Annotated in this window: 22 protein-coding genes, 1 tRNA gene and 1 pseudogene; 9 read left to right on the top strand and 15 right to left on the bottom strand. The window is 66.4% G+C overall.

Annotation, left to right across the window (positions count from 1 at the left end):
- The first annotated feature begins 132 nt into the window (after positions 1 to 132).
- Positions 133 to 747, top strand: coding sequence for a dihydrofolate reductase family protein (locus J7D54_RS14015; RefSeq protein WP_209455160.1), 615 nt, complete (start codon positions 133 to 135; stop codon positions 745 to 747).
- Between the two features lie 24 nt (positions 748 to 771).
- Here J7D54_RS14015 and J7D54_RS14020 read toward each other — a convergent pair whose 3' ends face one another.
- The 5 genes from J7D54_RS14020 to J7D54_RS14040 form a co-directional block, all read right to left on the bottom strand.
- Positions 772 to 1020, bottom strand: coding sequence for an N-acetyltransferase (locus J7D54_RS14020; protein WP_182763113.1), 249 nt, complete (start codon positions 1018 to 1020; stop codon positions 772 to 774).
- 150 nt (positions 1021 to 1170) lie between these two features.
- On the bottom strand, positions 1171 to 1764 hold the full coding sequence (locus J7D54_RS14025; protein ID WP_182763112.1) for a hypothetical protein: 594 nt from the start codon (positions 1762 to 1764) through the stop codon (positions 1171 to 1173).
- A 395-nt stretch (positions 1765 to 2159) separates the two neighbouring features.
- Positions 2160 to 2618, bottom strand: coding sequence for a hypothetical protein (locus tag J7D54_RS14030; RefSeq protein ID WP_182763111.1), 459 nt, complete (start codon positions 2616 to 2618; stop codon positions 2160 to 2162).
- Between the two features lie 231 nt (positions 2619 to 2849).
- Positions 2850 to 2922 (bottom strand) — tRNA-Ala (locus J7D54_RS14035).
- A gap of 202 nt (positions 2923 to 3124) precedes the next feature.
- Positions 3125 to 4834, bottom strand: coding sequence for a glycerol-3-phosphate dehydrogenase/oxidase (locus J7D54_RS14040; protein WP_182763110.1), 1710 nt, complete (start codon positions 4832 to 4834; stop codon positions 3125 to 3127).
- A gap of 140 nt (positions 4835 to 4974) precedes the next feature.
- Between J7D54_RS14040 and J7D54_RS14045 the strand changes: the two genes are divergently transcribed.
- Positions 4975 to 5949 carry a sugar-binding transcriptional regulator gene (locus tag J7D54_RS14045; protein ID WP_182763109.1) on the top strand — a complete coding sequence of 325 codons (975 nt, stop codon included), beginning with the start codon at positions 4975 to 4977 and terminating at the stop codon, positions 5947 to 5949.
- Positions 5950 to 6018: 69 nt separating this feature from the next.
- Complete coding sequence (locus J7D54_RS14050; protein WP_182763108.1) at positions 6019 to 6954, top strand: enoyl-CoA hydratase/isomerase family protein; 936 nt, start codon at positions 6019 to 6021, stop codon at positions 6952 to 6954.
- A gap of 55 nt (positions 6955 to 7009) precedes the next feature.
- On the opposite strand, the gene J7D54_RS14055 is transcribed toward J7D54_RS14050, so the two are convergent.
- Positions 7010 to 7351, bottom strand: coding sequence for a hypothetical protein (locus J7D54_RS14055; protein WP_076061672.1), 342 nt, complete (start codon positions 7349 to 7351; stop codon positions 7010 to 7012).
- 156 nt (positions 7352 to 7507) lie between these two features.
- Between J7D54_RS14055 and trxB the strand changes: the two genes are divergently transcribed.
- The 6 genes from trxB to J7D54_RS14085 all read left to right on the top strand — a co-directional run bounded on the left by trxB (position 7508) and on the right by J7D54_RS14085 (position 12375).
- Positions 7508 to 8452, top strand: a complete 945-nt coding sequence (gene trxB / locus J7D54_RS14060; protein ID WP_182763107.1) for a thioredoxin-disulfide reductase — start codon at positions 7508 to 7510, stop codon at positions 8450 to 8452.
- A 90-nt stretch (positions 8453 to 8542) separates the two neighbouring features.
- Positions 8543 to 8860 (top strand): thioredoxin, encoded by a 318-nt coding sequence (gene trxA, locus J7D54_RS14065; protein ID WP_076061668.1) that lies wholly within the window; start codon positions 8543 to 8545, stop codon positions 8858 to 8860.
- Between the two features lie 80 nt (positions 8861 to 8940).
- On the top strand, positions 8941 to 9447 hold the full coding sequence (locus J7D54_RS14070; RefSeq protein ID WP_182763106.1) for a hypothetical protein: 507 nt from the start codon (positions 8941 to 8943) through the stop codon (positions 9445 to 9447).
- Entirely contained in the window at positions 9444 to 10748 is a 1305-nt protein-coding gene (locus J7D54_RS14075; protein WP_245244041.1) for a PLP-dependent aminotransferase family protein, read from the top strand. Before J7D54_RS14070 ends, J7D54_RS14075 begins: the two co-directional genes overlap by 4 nt.
- A gap of 14 nt (positions 10749 to 10762) precedes the next feature.
- A complete protein-coding gene (locus J7D54_RS14080) occupies positions 10763 to 11695 on the top strand; it encodes a D-alanine--D-alanine ligase (protein ID WP_182763105.1) in 933 nt (310 codons plus the stop codon).
- On the top strand, positions 11692 to 12375 hold the full coding sequence (locus tag J7D54_RS14085; protein ID WP_182763104.1) for an SURF1 family protein: 684 nt from the start codon (positions 11692 to 11694) through the stop codon (positions 12373 to 12375). The genes J7D54_RS14080 and J7D54_RS14085 overlap by 4 nt, the downstream gene beginning before the upstream one ends.
- A 16-nt stretch (positions 12376 to 12391) precedes the next feature.
- On the opposite strand, the gene J7D54_RS14090 is transcribed toward J7D54_RS14085, so the two are convergent.
- The 9 genes and pseudogenes from J7D54_RS14090 to rpmH form a co-directional block, all read right to left on the bottom strand.
- A complete protein-coding gene (locus tag J7D54_RS14090; RefSeq protein ID WP_182763103.1) occupies positions 12392 to 12781 on the bottom strand; it encodes a DUF3817 domain-containing protein in 390 nt (129 codons plus the stop codon).
- 54 nt (positions 12782 to 12835) lie between these two features.
- Positions 12836 to 13723, bottom strand: a complete 888-nt coding sequence (locus J7D54_RS14095; RefSeq protein WP_182763102.1) for a ParB/RepB/Spo0J family partition protein — start codon at positions 13721 to 13723, stop codon at positions 12836 to 12838.
- Positions 13723 to 14706 carry a ParA family protein gene (locus J7D54_RS14100; RefSeq protein WP_182763101.1) on the bottom strand — a complete coding sequence of 328 codons (984 nt, stop codon included), beginning with the start codon at positions 14704 to 14706 and terminating at the stop codon, positions 13723 to 13725. Before J7D54_RS14100 ends, J7D54_RS14095 begins: the two co-directional genes overlap by 1 nt.
- Positions 14707 to 14863: 157 nt before the next feature.
- A complete protein-coding gene (rsmG, locus tag J7D54_RS14105) occupies positions 14864 to 15508 on the bottom strand; it encodes a 16S rRNA (guanine(527)-N(7))-methyltransferase RsmG (protein ID WP_182763100.1) in 645 nt (214 codons plus the stop codon).
- A gap of 94 nt (positions 15509 to 15602) precedes the next feature.
- Positions 15603 to 16076: a R3H domain-containing nucleic acid-binding protein gene (locus J7D54_RS14110; protein ID WP_182763099.1), complete on the bottom strand. Its 474-nt coding sequence runs from the start codon at positions 16074 to 16076 to the stop codon at positions 15603 to 15605.
- Between the two features lie 73 nt (positions 16077 to 16149).
- On the bottom strand, positions 16150 to 17259 hold the full coding sequence (yidC, locus tag J7D54_RS14115; protein ID WP_182763098.1) for a membrane protein insertase YidC: 1110 nt from the start codon (positions 17257 to 17259) through the stop codon (positions 16150 to 16152).
- Between the two features lie 56 nt (positions 17260 to 17315).
- Positions 17316 to 17543: pseudogene (gene yidD, locus J7D54_RS14120) on the bottom strand (membrane protein insertion efficiency factor YidD); the annotation flags it as partial.
- Between the two features lie 5 nt (positions 17544 to 17548).
- Complete coding sequence (gene rnpA, locus J7D54_RS14125; RefSeq protein ID WP_182763096.1) at positions 17549 to 17896, bottom strand: ribonuclease P protein component; 348 nt, start codon at positions 17894 to 17896, stop codon at positions 17549 to 17551.
- A gap of 4 nt (positions 17897 to 17900) precedes the next feature.
- A complete protein-coding gene (rpmH, locus tag J7D54_RS14130) occupies positions 17901 to 18038 on the bottom strand; it encodes a 50S ribosomal protein L34 (protein WP_076061646.1) in 138 nt (45 codons plus the stop codon).
- Positions 18039 to 18268: the final 230 nt, after the last annotated feature.

The raw sequence follows: 18268 nt of genomic DNA on the forward strand, positions 1-18268 counted from the left end.
CTTCACGGACCCAACCCCTCATCCCATTAGCCAACATCGACCACCCGATCAGCGAGTGCGCTATCCGTGGGAACGCAACTACGCTGACCACATGACCCCTTTGGTTCACGAGCCAGGAGTGATATGCGATCCTTGGTCTACTTGGTCGCCACGTCGATAGACGGGTTCATCGCGGCGCCGTCGGGTGACTTCGACGCATTCCCCCAGGAACCAGCCACGCTGTCCGCGCTGTTCGAGCTGTATCCAGAGACGTGCCCCACACATCTGCGCGCTCACTTCGCCATCGCTAGTCCCCCCAGGCGGTTCGACACGGTGATCATGGGGGCACGGACACACCAACCAGCGTTGGACGCAGGCTTGACCAGCGCCTATCCCCACTTGGAGCAGCACGTTGCGACGCATCGGGACCTGCCCGAGGACCCCTCGGTGTATCCCTTCTCGGGCGACGCCGCTGAGTACGTCCAAGAACTCAAGGCACAGAAGGGGCGCGACATCTGGTTGTGCGGAGGCGCCGACCTCGCCGCGCAGTTGGCCAGTCTCGTGGACGAGGTCCACGTGAAGGTCTACCCAGTACTGTTCGGCGATGGGCTCCACCTGATGAACGCTGGCTTCGAACCGAGACCGCTCGCCTTGATGAACTCCCAGCGTCTTCCTGGCGACCTGCTCGTGAACACCTACCGACGTCTACCTGCGCCCCTCCAGCACCGACCTGCGCTTGCCCCGCATGGGAAGCCACCTGCTGCGTGAGGTCACCGCTCGCGACGCTGCCATCTAGCGCAACAGCTTGACCATCCAGAGTTCACGTCGTCCGTCGGCGAGCACGTCGACCCGCCCGGTGTCGGTGAAACCGAGGCGGCGGTATGCGCGCCGCCCCGCAACGTTGTCCTCCATGACTGCGAGCACGACATGGTCGGCACCGGCCCGACGCATTTCGTCCTCACACGCGCCCACTGCGACGGAGATCACCATCGACACGGTGCCCATGACCTGACCAGGGCGATCCGGGGGAACCAGACGCATGGCGGGTCCCATCCGAAGTAGTTCAGGTGATTCGTGGGCCGTGCAGGAGGGTGCCGCAGGCCGAAGTACCACCTTGCTCATCCGACGCCCGTATAGATCACCCAAGTGGCGGGCTCGGGATGGCTGATCGGATGAGCGCCAGCGGCTCGGTCATAGGATCCCCCAGACGGTGACGATGGCCAGCCCGGCGTCGAGCACCGCACAGAACTCCGCATAGCGTCGACCCCCGACCTTGTGCCGGCGGTGATGCACGACATCCCACACCGCGTGGGCCAAGAGACCAACCGCGATGAGCACAGCAGCGATCATGTGCGTCGACAGGGCAGCCAGCAAGGCAATCCCACCGAACGCAACCAAACCGTACAGCTGGACCCGATTGTCGGGAGCAGCCCACGCCCCGCGCGCCCGTCCGACGCCGATCAGGATGATCGAGGCGACCGCAAGCAGGAGGAAGGGCATGAGCTCGGCCCCGGTGAATCTGCCCGACAGCACGATCGGGAAGGAGCCGACGAACGCCCACCACGCCTGTGCCTGACGTCCGGTCGCTGCGCACAGCACGTAGATGACGGCAATGACGGCAACCACGCTGGCAAGTGTCGCGCTCACGCCGGAACCCGTGCCGCTGACGAGCGCGAAACCCAGACCGAGCGCGCTCGGCCACCAGTGGAGCCCGTGGCGTGCCCCCACGGGTGGCCGTGCTTCCGTCAGGTCGGGATGGTGAACCGGAGCGCTGTGCTGAGCCATGATCAATCCATATCTGTGAGTTCGGACCCTCACGCCACGCTGGCTCCCCCGCCCACAGCGACGGGGGTGGCAGAGGCCATGCCAACGGCAGAGCAAGGGTTTGATCTGCGTGACAGCCTTGCGCGTGGTGGGAGATCACAGGACGGCCACCTGGCCACACCCCAGTAGCTGATCGGTGGAGGATCCGGACGAGAACACCAGCGCCGACTCGACTCGAGGTTCTCGCCGAGGATGCGCCGAGACAGTCGGGTCGAATTCCTTCAAGACGCATCGATGAACGAGACGGGTTCAACTCCGGCGGTACACGGAGGGCTGCTTAGAGGTCTGCGATTCCGGCAGGCCGCGCAGGTCAGCCACTGCTGAACGTTCGTCGTCCTGCCCGTTCGGCGAAACGATCAAGAGCCGAGAGCAGGTCTGGGACGGTCCAGACCCTGACGCCACCGATCGGCTTCTCGACACGTATCACTTGGAAAGACGCGGCAGCGCGTGGCCTTGGTCAGACTCGTTGAAACGGGCCAGGCTGGATCGGTCGCGACGCCGCTCCCCGCTGAGCGGCCACTGACGCCACTGCCACACGTCATCATGGTGATGGTCCTCACGTCGCGCTCGGTTCCCCAGTGGGGCACGATGCGAAGCCGCCAGTCCTGTTCGTAGGCCGTCGCCGTGGAGAGGGCCAGCGGCCGGGGCCGCTGGGCCAGGAAGCGTTCATAGGTCTCTTGAAGAGTGTGGACCACAGGAAGGCTGGCTTCGACTTCTTCGGGAGACCGCCACTCACCGCGCTCGATGGCGCGCTCCTGCATCAGGAGCCAGTGCTCGGCGTCGCTCTTGTGGGTGAAGGTCGTGGGAGCGGTCACTCTTCTTTGAGGATCGTCCGGATGAGTGAAGCTCGCCTGATAGCGCTTACTTGGGAGCCGTCGGATGTAACCAAAATGTCTCATGACAGTCTGAACCCCGCCAGACTGCCCTTAGCGCGTGCGATGAACGTGCGATCTGAACGGTCTTTTCTGTCCCTTCGAGGGCACTTGGGTCCAAGGTGGAACAAGTAAACTCCCTAGTCAAGTGCGTTTGACTAGGGAGTTCAGCCGTGGAGCATAGGGGACTCGAACCCCTAACTTCCACCTTGCAAAGGTGGCACTCTACCAATTGAGTTAATGCCCCGAAGTGCGCGTGGCAAGTATAGGGGCACTTCCGGCCGACAACCAAAGCTGCGACGGCGGGGCCACCGGCTGGTGGAGAGGCTTCCCACCCCGGCCACGCCGGATCCAGATCTGAGGTGGCGGACGGCCCCAAATCTAGATTTGGGGCCACCTAGATTTGAGGCCACCCCGGCCTCAGAAGCCAGGGCCCAGGGGCAGAAGCGTCAGACGATGTCCTCGGCCTTCTCCCGCTCCGCAGATGCGGCCTCGTCGGTGCTCTGCTCTTCCGCAGCGAGCTCGGCCGCGATCCGCGCCCGGTAGTTCGCCTTCTCGGCCTCGGTCTTCTCGGCGTCCCAGCCCAGAGCGGCAGCCGCGACCTCGGCGACCTCGTCGACGGCCGCGCCACCGCGGTCACGCGCCTCGGAATTGAGGCGCACCCGGGCGATGAAGATGTCCTCCAGGTGCAGCGCGCCCTCGACGGTGCAGGCGCGGTGCACCTCGGCGCGCAAGAACTGCGGCGCCGCCGCGAGGGGCTCACCCAAGGTGGGGTCGTCGTCGATGGTGGCCAGGAGTTCCGGCAGCTCAGAGCCGTAGCGCGACAAGAGGTGCTGCACCCGGTCCGCGTCGAACCCATACTTGGCGCCCAGGCGCCCCGCCTGGTTGCGCACGGCGTCGAGACCGTCGGCACCCAGCAGCGGGAGGTCGAACGTCACCGACCGACGGGTCTTGGCGTCGGACTCCCCCAGAGCGAAGTCCACGGCGTCCTCAGCCATCACGCGGTAGGTGGTCAACTTGCCACCGGCGATGGCGACCATGCCCGGGATGACCTCGGTGACGGTGTGTTCGCGGGAGACCTTCGTCGACTTCGACTCGTCCAGCACCTTCGGCTGCAGCAACGGCCGGAGGCCGGCGTAGGTGCCGATGATGTCGTCGCGGGTCAGCGGGCGGGCCAACACCTCGTTGGCGTGGGCCAGCACGTAGTCAATGTCGGCCGAGGTGGGTACCGGGTGCTTCAACTGCTCGTGCCAGGCGGTGTCGGTGGTGCCGATCACCCAGTAGTGCTGCCACGGGATGATGAACAGCACAGACTTCTCGGTGCGCAGGAACATGCCGGCCTTCGCCTTGATCCGCTCGCGCGGGATCACGATGTGGATGCCCTTGGACGCCAGCACCTTCAGGCCGCCGGTGCCTCCGGCCATGTCCTGGGTCTCTTCGGTCCACACGCCGGTGGCGTTGATGATGCGCTTGGCCTTGATGGTCAGCTCGTCGCCGTTCTCCAGGTCCACCGCCTTCACACCGCTGGCGTGACCGCGGTCATCCTTGAGGATATCGGTGACCCGGACGCGGCTTGCAGCCTCGGCGCCGAACTTGGCGGCGGTGCGGATCAGCGTGATGACCAGGCGCGCGTCGTCGACCCGGGCGTCATAGAACTCGATGGCGCCGGTGAGCGCCGACGGCTTGATGTCGGGGAAGTGGCGCATGGCGCCCTTCTTGAAGAGGTGCTTCTGCAGCGGCACGGTCTTCTTGAACCCGGCGCCGATGACGGCCAGCGCGTCATACATCCCCACGCCGACGGCGGAGTAGGCCCGCTCGATCACCGGCGTCTTCAGCGGCCACAGGAACGGCTGGGCCTCGACGAGGTGCGGAGCGATCACGGTGAGCAGTCGGCCGCGCTCCTTCAGAGCCTCCGCCACCAGCTTGAAGTCCAGGTTGTACAGGTAGCGCAGGCCGCCGTGCACCAGCCGCGAGGACCGCGAAGAGGTGCCCGAGGCCCAGTCCTGTCCCTCGATGACGGCGGTGCGCAGGCCTCGCGCGGCTGCGTCCAGCGCGATTCCTGCACCCGTCACACCGCCGCCGATCACAAGGACGTCGAAGGTTTCTGACGACATGGCCGACAATGAGGCGGCACGCTGTTGGGGGGTCAACACAGTCATGAGGGCTCCTTTGCTCCTGCCCAGCTTCACCCGGCTGCACGATGTTTGCAACATCGGTGCACGTTTGTGCACGCAGCGCTCTAGGATGAGGGAGGGGTTGCACCACGTCGTCGGCAAACCCCGCTGAGGAGGGGGAACGCATGGCGGAGGCAACAACCGAGACGTTGCTCAGGGTGGCGCAGATGTACTACGTCCAATCAGAGACGATGGACGCCATCGCCCACCTGATGGGCGTGTCACGCTCCACCGTCTCCCGGCTCCTGAAGGAGGCCCGCGACCGTGGCCTGGTGCGCATCTCCATCACGGATCCCAACCGCCCGCTGAGCCGGATCGCAGAGCTCTTCCGCAAGCACTTCAACGTCGACGCCCACCTGGTGCAGGTCCGTCCCGGGGCGAGCAACATCTTCCGCCTCGACCAGGTCGCCCGGCTGGCCGCCAGCGTCGTCAGCGATGCGGTGACCGACGGCGACATCGTCGGCGTGGCCTGGGGCACCACCACCTCGGCGATCGCGGCCCACCTGAAGCCCCTGGAAGTGAGCGGCGTCACCGTGATCGGGCTGAACGGCGGCGCCAACTCCCAGACCACCGGGCTGCCCTACGTCGGCAACATCCTCCACCGGTTCGCCAACGCGTTCCGTGCACAGGAACAACTGATGGCACTCCCCGCCTTCTTCGACGACCCGCGCACCCGCGAGGCGATGTGGCGCGAGCGCTCCACCCGCCACATCCTCGCGGTGCGCGCCGAGTGCAGCGTCGCGCTCTTCGGCGTCGGGGGCCTCGACGCCGAACTGCAGAGCCACGTCTACGCCTCCAACTACCTCAGCAAGGAAGACCTCGACTCCCTGGTGCGCGACGGTGTGGTCGGCGACATCTGCACCGTCATGCTGCGCGAGGACGGGTCCTACCGTGACCTGGAGATCAACCGTCGCGCCACCGGCATGACCCCGGTCGAGCTGCAGCGCATCCCCCGTCGGATCTGTGTCGTCAGTGGCCTGGCGAAGGCGGCCCCTGTGCTGGGAGCCCTGCGCGCGGGCGTGGCCACCGACCTGGTCATCGACGAGGACACCGCCCGGGCCGTACTGCACAGGATGAACCCCTCGCTCAGACTGACATGAACAGGACATGGGCGGTGTGAAACCCTCCGCTTTTCTTCTGCATGCCACGACGGCGTTACCCTGTGCAGCATGTCCGATTTCATCCTCACCGACGTGACCGATGGCATCGCCCGCATCACCCTGAACCGTCCGAAGGCGATCAACGCCCTGACGGCCGAGATGATGACGGCGATGTACGAGGCGCTCACGCAGTGGCACCACGACGACGACGTGACCGCCGTCGAGATCGCCGGGGCCGGCGACCGCGGCTTCTGCGCCGGCGCTGACGTCCGCGCACTGTCCGCCGTCGTGGCACAGGGCGGGTCCTTCCTGACCTTTCTTGAGACCGAGTACGCCCTCGACATGCTCATCGCCAACTACCCCAAGCCCGTGACCAGCTTCATGCGCGGCATCACCATGGGTGGTGGCCTGGGCCTCGGTGGTCACGCGGATCGTCGCATCGTCTACGCCGACACGGTCATGGCCATGCCGGAAACCAAGATCGGTTTCTTCCCCGACGTCGGCATGATGCTGCACCTGGCGCGCGCCCGGGCGGTGGGCCGCCACGTCGCGCTCACGGCCGCCACGTTCACCGGCGGCGACGCTCTCCTGCTGAACCTGGCCGACGAATCAGCCGACGGCCCGCTGCCCGCCCCGTTGTTCGAGGCCGCGTGGATCCAGGAGTGCTACGAATCCGACGATCCGGTGCAGATCGCGCGCATGCTGGAGTCGCATCCGGACGAGGCCGCCCAGCAGGCCGCACGCGAACTGCGCGCCCGCTCCCCCTTCGCCGTGCACGTGGCCATGCGGGCGTTGCTCCGCGCCGAGCGGCTCGGGCTCAGCGAGGTCCTCGACCAGGATCTCCGTCTGGCCGAGTCGGTGCTCACCGTTGACTTCGTCGAGGGTGTCCGCGCGCTGCTGATCGACAAGGACAACAACCCGCAGTGGAGATGGAAGACTCTCGAAGAGGTGCCTCAAGAGGCGGTCGACGCCGTCTTCGCGTACCGCTCCAGCTGGAACTACTGACCCCCTGACAGAGAAACGGCCCGTCGCGTGACGGGCCGTTTCTCTCGCTTTTCGGTCAGGGGCGCGGCCTGCGGAGGGCCATGGCGACATTGACGAGCACGATGCCCGTCCACACGAGCAGCATGCCGAGGAAGCCCGACATGGATCCTGAGATTGCAGTCAGCGGAATGGCCATGACCAGGGACACGATGCCCACGGCGATCCGTCCGCTCTGACCTGCCCTGGCAGCTTCGGCCTCCTGCCGGCTGGCCACCATCTCCGCCTGGAAGCGCCGCTCCACGGTGGCCTCGATCTTGCGGGCCAGCGAATCCACGAGGGCCGGCTCGATGTCGGCCCCCATCTCCTTGCGGACCCCGAGCGCGGCGTGCAGGTCTTCGCGAGACAGTTCTTCAGACATGCTCCGACCCTAGTCCTGCGGCGACCGGCTGGGTATAGGGCGCAACCCTTACCGCGCCCTTATCCCCGGGGGTATCGCAACGCCCCTGAACGGAAGCGGCGATCTTGGCGGCAGCGCCTAGGATGGGGCCGATCCCTCCACCTCCAGGAAGTGTGCATGTCCGAGATCCACGACGTCATCATCATCGGTTCCGGCCCCGCTGGCTACACCGCCGCCATCTACGCGGCGCGCGCCAACCTCAAGCCGGTCATCTTCGAGGGCGCGCTGGATTCCGGCGGCGCACTGATGAACACCACCGAGGTGGAGAACTACCCGGGCTTCGCGGAGGGAATCGACGGCCCGGACCTGATGATCGAGATGCGGAAGCAGGCCGAGCGCTTCGGCGCCCAGCTGATCACGGACGACGTGACCGCCGTCGACCTGACCGGTGAGGTCAAGATCGTCAAGGACTCCGACGACACCGAGTATCGGGCGAAGACCGTCATCCTGGCCATGGGGTCGGGCTACCGTCGGCTCGGGCTGCCGGACGAGGACCGTCTCTCCGGCCGGGGCGTGTCCTGGTGCGCCACCTGCGACGGCGCCTTCTTCCGCGACAAGCCCATCGCCGTCATCGGCGGCGGCGACTCCGCCATGGAGGAGGCCACCTTCCTGTCGCGCTTCGGCTCCAGCGTCGTCGTCGTCCACCGCCGCGACGAGCTGCGCGCCTCGAAGATCATGGCCGAACGCGCCATGCGCGACCCGAAGATCTCCTTCGCATGGAACAGCCACATCAAGTCCATCAACGGCGACACCTCCGTGCAGTCGATCACCCTCACGGACAAGAACACCGGCGTGGACCGCGACCTCCAGGTCAACGGCGTCTTCATCGCCATCGGCCACGACCCGCGCTCCCAGCTGGTCAATGGCCAGGTGCACCTCGACGCCGAGGGCTACGTCCTCGTCGAGGGTCGCGGCACGGCCACGAACCTGCCCGGCGTCTTCGCGTGCGGAGACCTGGTGGACCACACGTACCGTCAGGCGATCACCGCCGCCGGCTCCGGATGCGCCGCCGCCCTCGACGCGGAGCGCTACCTCCAGGAACTCGCAGACGCTCAGGCGTAAGCTGCACTGCAGCCTGCTCTGTAGAATGACGGGGTTTTCGACTCCGCCGGCAGAGCAGGCGGCGCTCAACCAACGTGCAAGGAGAATTCCGTGGCAGTGACCGACGTGACGGAGAATACGTTCGCCGACGAGGTGCTGATGGCTGACAGCCTGGTGATCGTGGACTACTGGGCAGACTGGTGTGCGCCCTGCAAGCAGATGTCGCCCATCCTCGACGAACTGGCCGCCCAGTACACCGACGTGAAGTTCGTGAAGGTCGACACCAACACGAACCCCAACCTCGCCGCGCAGCAGGGCGTGCTGTCCTTGCCCACGCTGCAGTTCTTCCAGAAGGGCCGCGTCGTCAACTCGCTCTCGGGCGCCAAGACGAAGAAGGCACTCACGAAGGCCATCGACGAGCTGCTCTGATGAGCTCCGGCGGTCACCCTGGACCCACCGAAAGCTGGACGGCGGTATCGCCTGAGCCTCCGGTGGGTTCGAGGCCGCCCATGCCCCCTTGGGTCAAGCCCGCGCTCGCCGGTGGGGTGGGTGTGCTCCTGCTCGCCGGTGGGCTGGTCGGCGGCAGCCTCGCGGATCGCCCCGAGCAGGCACCTTCCCCGTCGGCGAGCCCCTCGCCGGCCTTCCCACTGGACACCCCACTGATGGTGGACGATCTGGTGCGCGGCGAATCGAGCGAAAGCACAGGCCCCGGACCGGCCAACCAGCGCATCGTGCAGGCGGATTACACCGACGGCGAGAACACCGTCGTGTTCATCCTGTCGTGGCCGGAGCCGGATGTCGCGGAGTTCGTGGCCAACGCCGGCATCGAGATCGATGCCCAGACCCCATCCCCCACCGGTGGCTCTCGATACTGTGGAGTCTCCGAGGACACCGGCGAATCGGCGTGCGGTGAGGTGATCGACGAAGTGGGCGTGCTGCTCGTGTCAGTCACCGAACAGAGCGAAACCGCGGTCGCCGAAACCCTGGACCGCTTCAAGGAGGCGATCGGCCAGTGACCGAGAACACCCGTCACGACACCCGGCTGGACCGGTTTGTCGACAACTACGCAGAGCGTACCAACGGCATGCGCGTCTCAGCCGTGCGCGCGCTGTTCGCCGTCGCCAACCGGCCGGAAATCGTCTCGCTCGCCGGTGGCATGCCCAACATCGCCGACCTCCCGCTGCTCGACATCGCGGATTCGATGGCGGAGATGGTGCGCACCCGCGGCATGCAGATCATGCAGTACGGCTCCGGCCAGGGGGAGCCGGAGTTCCGCGAGCAGATCCTGGACGTCATGGCACTCGAGGGCGTCACGGCCCATCCCGACGACATCGCGATCACCGCCGGTTCGCAGCAGGGCCTTGACCTGGTCACGCGCATCTTCTGCAACCCCGGCGACGTCGTGCTGGCGGAGTCGCCGTCGTACGTGGGCGCCCTGGGCACCTTCCTCAGCTACCAGGCCGAGGTGGTGCACGTCCCGTGCGACGACGAAGGGCTCAACCCTGCGGCGCTGCGGGAGACCATCGCGCGGCTCACCGCCGAGGGCAAGCGCATCAAGTTCCTCTACACCATCCCCAACTTCAACAACCCCTCCGGCGTGACGCAGCCGCTGGCCCGCCGTCGCGAGATCCTCGAGGTCTGCCGCTCAGGTGGGGTGCTGGTGGTCGAGGACAACCCCTACGGACTGCTGTCGCTGGACGCTGATCCCATCCCGGCCATGCGCTCCATCGACGAGGACGTCATCTACCTGGGCTCCTTCTCCAAGACCTTCGCCCCCGGCTTCCGGGTGGGGTGGGTGCTGGCCCCGCACGCGGTGCGGGAGAAGTTGGTGCTGGCCCAGGAGTCGGCGACGCTGTGCCCGCCCGTGTTCAGCCAGTTCGCCATCGGCAACTACCTGAAGAACCACGACTGGAAGCGCCAGGTGGTGGTGTTCCGCGACATGTACCGCGACCGTCGCGACGCCATGCTCAGCACGCTGCACGAGACGATGCCCACCGGCACCTCCTGGACCCAGCCCGCCGGTGGCTTCTTCGTGTGGGTGACCCTGCCCGAGGGCCTCGACTCGCAGGCCATGCTGCCCCGCGGTGTGAACGCACGGGTGGCGTTCGTCCCCGGCTCCGCCTTCTACGCCGACGGTCAGGGCGCGCGCAACGCCCGCCTCTCCTTCTGCTTCCCGCCGGCCGAGCGCATCCAGCTGGGCGTCAAGCGATTCGCCGACGTGGTGCGGCGCGAACTCGAGGTGATGGCCACGTTCGGCGTGCACACCTCCCCCGTCGAACGACGCATGCCCGCCGGGCCGGCGCCAGACCTGAGCTGACAAGGAGTGATGTTGTGACCGTCATCGTGATTGCAGGGGGCCTCAGCCATGAGCGGGACGTGTCGCTGCGGTCCGGCCGACGCGTGGCGCAGGCTTTGCGCGACGCGGGCCGGGTCGTCGTGGAAACCGACGTCAACGCCGATCTGGTGGAACTGCTGCGCCGCAACGAGGACGCCGTCGTGGTGCCCATGCTGCACGGCGGCCTGGGCGAGGACGGCGCGCTGCGCGAGGTGCTGGAGGTGCTGGGCGTACCCTTCGTCGGCCCCACGGGCGCCGCTTCCCGGCTGACCTTCGACAAGGCCGTGGCCACCTCCGTGGTGAGGGCGGCCGGGCTCGCTGCACCGCGCCAGATAGCGCTGCCCCACGACATCTTCCGCGAACTCGGCGCACCGGTCCTCATGGCGGCCATCGGGCAGCAGCTCGGCTACCCGCTCATGGTGAAGCCGGCGCGGTCCGGCTCTGCGCTGGGCGTGACGAAGGTCGACGACGCGGCCGCGTTGCCGTCTGCGCTGGTGGCGGCCTACGCCTACGGTGCGGTGGCTGTGATCGAGCAGTACCTCAGCGGCACCGAGGTCGCCGTGACCGTGCTCGACGAGGGCGACGGCCCCGTCGCCCTCCCCCCGGTGGAGATCCGGCCGGAGTCCGGCGTCTACGACTACGAGTCCCGCTACACCGCTGGCGCCACCCGCTTCGTGACACCCGCCCAGCTCGACGACGACGTGCTCACCGCCACGCAGGAGCTGGCAGTCGCAGTTCACCGGGCACTCGGGCTGCGTCACCTGTCGCGCGTCGACATGATGGTCACTGCGGAGGGGCCTGTGTTCTTCGAGGGCAACGTGGCGCCCGGTATGACCGAAACCTCGTTGGCGCCGTTGGCGTTCGAGGCGGCAGGCCGTGAACTGGGAGAAGTCTTCGCCTCCCTGGTGGACCAGGCGACGCTGCGGTGAGCATCCGCCTGCAGCAGACCCTCGCCATCGCGGCGGGCGTCGTGGTGGCGCTCGTCATGATGTGGCTGGGAGTCTGGCAGATGGCGTCCTACCAGGAATCCACGCGCGACGTCTCGGCCGAGCGGGCCGCAGAGGCCCCCACCCCCCTGTCTGAGGCGGTCGCCTCCGACGGTGTGGTGCAGGACATCTACGGCAAGCGGGTCACGTTCACGGGTGTCTACCTGCCCGAGTACGAAGTGACCGTCGGCTCCGCGTCGCCCTGGCGGGTCCTCACGCTCATGGAGACGGCCGACAGCAGGTACATCGCCGTCGTTCGGGGTTCCGTGGACGCCACCGATGCCAGCGAGGGTATCCCCGCCCCGCCGCAGGGCACGCAGAGCGTTGAGGGCATCTTCCTCGCCCCGGATCTACCCGAGGCCAGCCGCAGTGCAGAGGCGGACTACCATTCTGTCCGCATCCAGGAGCTCGCCCAGGAGTGGCCCTCCCCGTTGATCGCCGGCTACGTCACCCTGCCGGGGGCCGAGTCCGAGGCCCAGGGCCTCGAGGAGGCGCGTTTGGTGCTCCCCACGGCCGACGGCTCCCCCACGCACCGCGGCTACGCGTTGCAGTGGTGGGTGTTCGCCGCCGGGGCCATCGTCTTCGGGCTCTACTCCGCCCGCGAGCTCGGCAAGACCGCCTGACGCCGGGCCTTTCGGGTCAGGGCCTCTCGGCTGCGCGCAGGGTGGCCCGCACGTTCTTCGTGGCGAAGTGCTCGGCCACGAAGCTCAGGAAGGGCACGGTGCCCGCCGCCATGATGGCGAGGAACCACTTGATGGACCACTTCACCCTGCGCCCCAGGTCGTACGCGGTGATGAGGAGCACCGCGTACAGCCAGCCGTGCGGAATGCCCGTCCAGCGCACCACCCGGTCGTCGTCCCAGATGTACTTGAGCGGCATCCCCACGCACACAAGCACGACGAGCAGGATGCCGACAACCCAGGCCATGATCCGGTAGCGGGTCAGCGCGCTCCTCACTCCCTGCACCTCGTCGGAGTCGAGAACGAACTCCTGGGAGTTGTCGGCCGTGGTTCCCTCATTGACGGGCATACGGTTTTCCATCCTTAGCGTTTTGTCGATATAACGGTATGTCGTTCTATAGTTTTAGATCTTCCGACCGTCCATGATGGCCATGATTCGCTCCAGATCCTCCCCCGACGCGAATTCAATGGTGATGCGGCCCTTGTTCCGCCCGATGTTGACCTTCACCCTCGTGTCGAAGTGGTCGCTGAGATGACCCGAGATCTCGCGCTCGCGTTCGCTCGGCAGTTGCGGCCCGCGAGGGGCCGACTGCCGCGGGGTGGCTCTGTTTCGCCCCAGGGCCACGATCTCCTCTGTGGACCGTACGGACAGGCCCTCGGCGATGATCCGATCAGCGAGGCGCTCCTGCGCCTCGGCGTCAGCCAGACCGAGCAGCGCCCGAGCGTGGCCTGCGGAGATGGTCCCCGCCGCCACTTTCAGCTGCACTCGTTCCGGCAGGCCCAGCAGGCGAAGCGTGTTGGAGATCTGCGGCCGGCTGCGGTGGATGCGCTGCGACAGCTCCTCCTGGGTGCAGTCGAAGTCGTCGAGGAGCTGCCCGTAGGCGCGCGCCTCCTCGATCGGATTCAGATTGGCGCGGTGGAGGTTCTCCAGCAGCGCGTCGCGCAGGAGCGCCTGGTCGTCTGTGCCGCGGATGATGGCTGGGATGGTCTTGCGCTTGGCCAGCTTGCTCGCGCGCAGGCGCCGCTCCCCCATGATGAGCTCGAAGGCGTCACCCACGCGTCGCACAACCACGGGCTGCAGCACGCCGAACTCGCGGATGGATTCAGCGAGTTCCGCCAAGTCGTCCTCGTCGAACACCGTGCGGGGCTGCTGGGGGTTCGGCCCGATCTTCTGAAGCGAGATCTCCTCGTAGACGGAGCCGTCCTTGAGTTGCTCCGGTGCAGATTCGCCGTCAGTGCGGGCGAACAGGTCCCCGAGGCCCCTGCCGAGGCCCGTGTTCTTAACTGCCATCAGGCGTCAGCCCTTTCTGCGCGGTTGGCGATCTCTTCGGCCGCTTCCTGGTAGGCCAGGGCGCCCACGTTCTTCGGCTGGTACGTCATGACTGTCTGACCGAAACTCGGCGCTTCCGCGACCTTCACCGAGCGTGGGATCTCCACCTCGAGCGTTTCGTTGGGGAAGTGGCGTCGCACCTCCTCCGCGACGTCACGCGCGAGGTTGGTGCGGGGGTCGTACATGGTGAGCAGGATCGTGCTGAGCTGCAAATCGTCGTTGAGGTTGCCCTTGACGCGGTTGATGGTGTGCATCAGGTGCGAGACGCCCTCGAGCGCGTAGTACTCCGTCTGGATGGGCACGAGAATCTCAGTGGCGGCCACCAGCGCGTTCAAGGTGAGGAGGCCCAGCGACGGGGGACAGTCGAAGAAGATGTAGTCGACCCCGGATTCGTCGATGTAGGTGCGGATCGCGTCACGCATCCTCATCTCGCGGCCGCGCTCATTCACGAGCTCCAGCTCGGCCATGGCCAGATCTATGGCGGCCGGCAGCACGTGCAGGTTGGGGGAGTGGGGGGACGGCTGGGCGTGCTCGATGATGCCGACCTGCTCGGTCAACACCTCGTAGGTGCCCTTCGTGCCCGACGTGTGTTCGACGCCCAGCGCGGTTGACGCGTTGCCCTGGGGGTCGATGTCGACGACGAGGACGTTCAGGCCGCCGAGGGCGAGTGCCATGGCGACGTTGACCGTGGTGGTGGTCTTGCCCACTCCGCCCTTCTGGTTAGCTACGACGAAGACGCGTGGCTCCGCGGGGCGGGGGAGTGTCGGCGTCGGCGCCGCATATTCGACCATCTCATCCCCGTACTCTTCCTCCAGGGTGGCCGTAGCGGCGTTGCTCAGCGCTCGGCGTGGTTGTGGGGGTGTTTCACGTGAAACATTGCTGTGGTCCTTCCACAGCTCGTTCGCGTCCGTCACCAGCTTGCGCTTACGGAAGAACAACGCCATTGAGTGGCCTCCTTGGGGATTCGTGAGAACTCTACCCAAGCGGCCGGTCGAACACGATTCGTCGAGGCCGTTTCACGTGAAACATCCAGTTCCGATGTCAGCATCGGACCGCGGCCCCCCATCCAGGGCCGGAGGCTGGCGAGGAGGGGCCCGGGTGTCAGGCAGATGCGCGCGTCACGCGGATGGCGCGCGTCCCCTCCACACCAGGGGCCGCCTGCAACTCCAGAATGTCCGCCCTCAGCCGGTTGTTCTTCAGCAGGTTCGCGGCATTGCGGATCTCCTCTTCAGCCGATGCACCCTTGAGCGCCAGCAACATGCCGTCAGGGGAGAAGAGGGGGGTGGTCCAGCGCAGGAGCTTCTCCAAGGGAGCGACGGCCCGACAGGTGACCACGTCGAAGCGCTCCTTGACCTCCTCAGCCCGGCCGCGACGCACTTCAACGCGATCGCCGAGCCCCAGCTCGTCAACCGCGAGCTCCAGGAATTCACACCGCCGCTGGAGGGACTCGATCAGCGTGATGCGGAGGTCCGGACGCACGATGGCCAGCGGGATCCCCGGCAGCCCCGCCCCGCTGCCGATGTCGGCGACATCCAGCCCCTGCGGAATGGCATCCACCACGGCAAGCGAGTTCGCGACGTGGCGCTGCCACAGCTTGTCGCCCTCGCGGGGTCCCATGAGTCCCCACTCGATGCCCCGCGATCCCAGGATATCGACATATCTGCTTAACGCTTTATCTCTTTGCGGGTATGCCTCGAAAAGGCATGCCGCGACCCTATGCTCGAGTTCCGAGGGGTCGAGTTCCATGGGCTCCATATTTCCTCACAATGCCAACAACGAATCAACGGCGGACCCGGCACTCAGCCGAGCCCGCCGTCGAACCGGAACGGGGAGGGCCTGGTCAGGCCTTCTGGACGACGACTCGTCGGTTGGGGGCTTCGCCCTCGGACTCGCTCACGAGGCCGGCGGCTGCAACCTCGTCGTGGACGATCTTGCGCTCGTACGCGTTCATGGGCGCGAGGCGCGCAGGCTCTCCGGTCTCCTGCACCGCGGCGATCGCGTCCTTTGCCAGCACGATGAGTTCGGCGCGGCGGCGGTCGCGGAACCCGGCCACATCGACCATCAGGCGGGACCGGTTCCCGGTTTCGGTCATGACCACCAGGCGCGCCAACTCCTGGAGGGCTTCGAGGACCTCGCCGTCCTTGCCCACGAGCTGCTCGGAATCGGTGTCGATGGCCACGTAGGCGCGGCCCTCCTGCACCGAGTTCTCGATGTCGCCATCCAGGTCTGCGATGTCGAGGAGCTCTTCGAGGTAATCGGCGACCAGGTCGCCCTCGGCCATCAGATCGGTGTCTTTGTCGGACATTGCGTCCATCCTTATCTCTCAGGTCGGAGGCCCCGCGCCGGCCGTGGCGTACACAGCCGCGGCCGACGGGGGTCCGGAGGGTCTACTTCTTCTTGCGGTTGGAGCGGGCCTGCTGCCGCGGCTGCTGCCGCTGCACGACCCGACGCCGGTCTTCGGAGGTCCGCACCGTCTGACGCGTGACCTGCTGGCGCGACACCTTCGGCGCGTCCTCGGCCACCTGGTCGTCCGTCGCGGCGTCAGTGGTCGCCTTGCCGACGACACGGGAGGTCGCAACGGGCTTGGTCTTGCGGCGCTTGTCCGCTCGCTGACGCACGACCTCGTCCGGATCCAGGCCCTTGGCCTTCATGCGGTCTTCCCAGTCGATGTAGGCGGGGGTATTGGGCGCGGGGTTGTTGTGAATGAGGATGGCCTGCTGCACCATCGTCCAGAGGTTGGACGTCAGCCAGTAGACCAGCACACCGATCGGGATGAACGTTGCCGACATGGCATACACGACGGGGAAGAAGTACAGCATCATCTTCTGCATCTGCGCGGCCTGGCCGGTCTGCGACTCCGGCGGCATGTTCTTGCGCATCAGCTGGAGCTGCGTGACGAAGAAGACCGCCACCATGGCCACCACGAGGAAGATGCCGATGACCTGCGTGGCGCCGAAGTTCTCGATGGGGAAGATGCGCTCGGCCAAACCGGCACCCCAGATGTTCGACTGCTGCAGCGAATCCACCAGATCCGGCCGGCTGGTGAACCAGTAGCCACGCGGGGTGTCGTCGGCCACACCCTGCAGCACGCGGAACAGCGCTAGGAAGATCGGCATCTGCAGTAGGAGCGGGAGGCAGGACGCCATGGGATTGACGCCTTCCTCCTTGTAGAGCTTCATCGTCTCCTGGCCGAGGCGCTCACGATCGTGCCCGAACTTCTTCTGCAGTTCGGCCACCTTGGGCTGCATCAGCTGCATGTTGCGGGCAGAGTTGATCTGCTTGACGAACAGCGGGATGAGAAGCGTGCGGATCAGCACGGTGAGCATCACGATGGCAAGGGTCCACGTGACGCCGGAGTTGGCACCGAACACGGGGCTCAGCACCTGGTGGAAGAACACCACGATGCCGGACACCGCCCAGTACAGCGGCTGCATCATCGCCGAGAGCAGGCCGTAGAAACTGTCCCAGATGTTCAGCGAGACGAACAGATCGAGCATTAAGCCACCTCAGCTATGTGTGACGCCTGGTCAGGCGTCGTGTTACGCGAATTCTCTTGTTCCCAGGCGGCAGCCTGCGGCGTGCCGGGAACGTAGTCGACCCCGCCCTGCGACCACGGGTGGCAGCGGGCGATCCGACCGATGGTCAGCACGGAGCCCTTGAGAGCGCCGTGGTTCTCCAACGCGGTCAGCCCATAGGCCGAACACGTGGGATGGAACTTGCAGACATCTCCGTACATGGGGGAGATGAACCGGCGCCAGCCCTTGACGAACCAGATGAGCGGGTACTTCAGCATGTACCGGCCTTCCGGAACGCGCGGCGCCAGGCGTCGGCGAGATCAGAGCCGAGCCGTGCCTCGTCGACGGCGGACGCGGGCAGCGCCCGAACGACGACGTCGGTGGGGAACGGGCTTGTCAGCTCCGTGGCAAGGTGACGGAGGCGGCGCTTGACGCGGTTACGGGTCACGGCGTTGCCCACCTTCTTGGAGACAACAAAACCCACCCGGGTGTACTCGGGTGGATTCTGCTGAGGGTGCCTCACGTGCACCACTACTGTCGGCGTTGCCGCTCTCGAGCCGTGCCTGACGGTGATGCCAAAGTCGCCGGGCCTCTTCAGGCGCTGCGATTTCGGCAGCACAGAGTCAGGCCGACAGCTCGATGCGACCCTTACGACGACGGGCGCTCAGGATGGCGCGGCCGGCGCGGGTACGCATGCGGGCGCGGAAACCGTGGTTGCGGCTCCGACGGCGGTTGCTCGGCTGGAACGTGCGCTTGGTCATGGGATTACTCCCTCAAGATCGAAGGTTGAACGCTGCCCGTGGCCCGGGCAGGGGGAAGTGGCCGCCGAAATGGCGACTGGTCAACGATACGTGGATAACCCCTCGTTAGCCAAACCGGCGCAGTTCAGCCAGTCAACTAAGCAAACTACATCATTGTAGTCCAGCCGACACTCCGGCAACACGCCGATTCTCCTTGCAGGATCGTTCCACGGGGACTAGTTTCGTATGGT

Origin of the sequence: Tessaracoccus sp. MC1865, assembly GCF_017815535.1 — a bacterium.
Taxonomy (GTDB): domain Bacteria; phylum Actinomycetota; class Actinomycetes; order Propionibacteriales; family Propionibacteriaceae; genus Arachnia.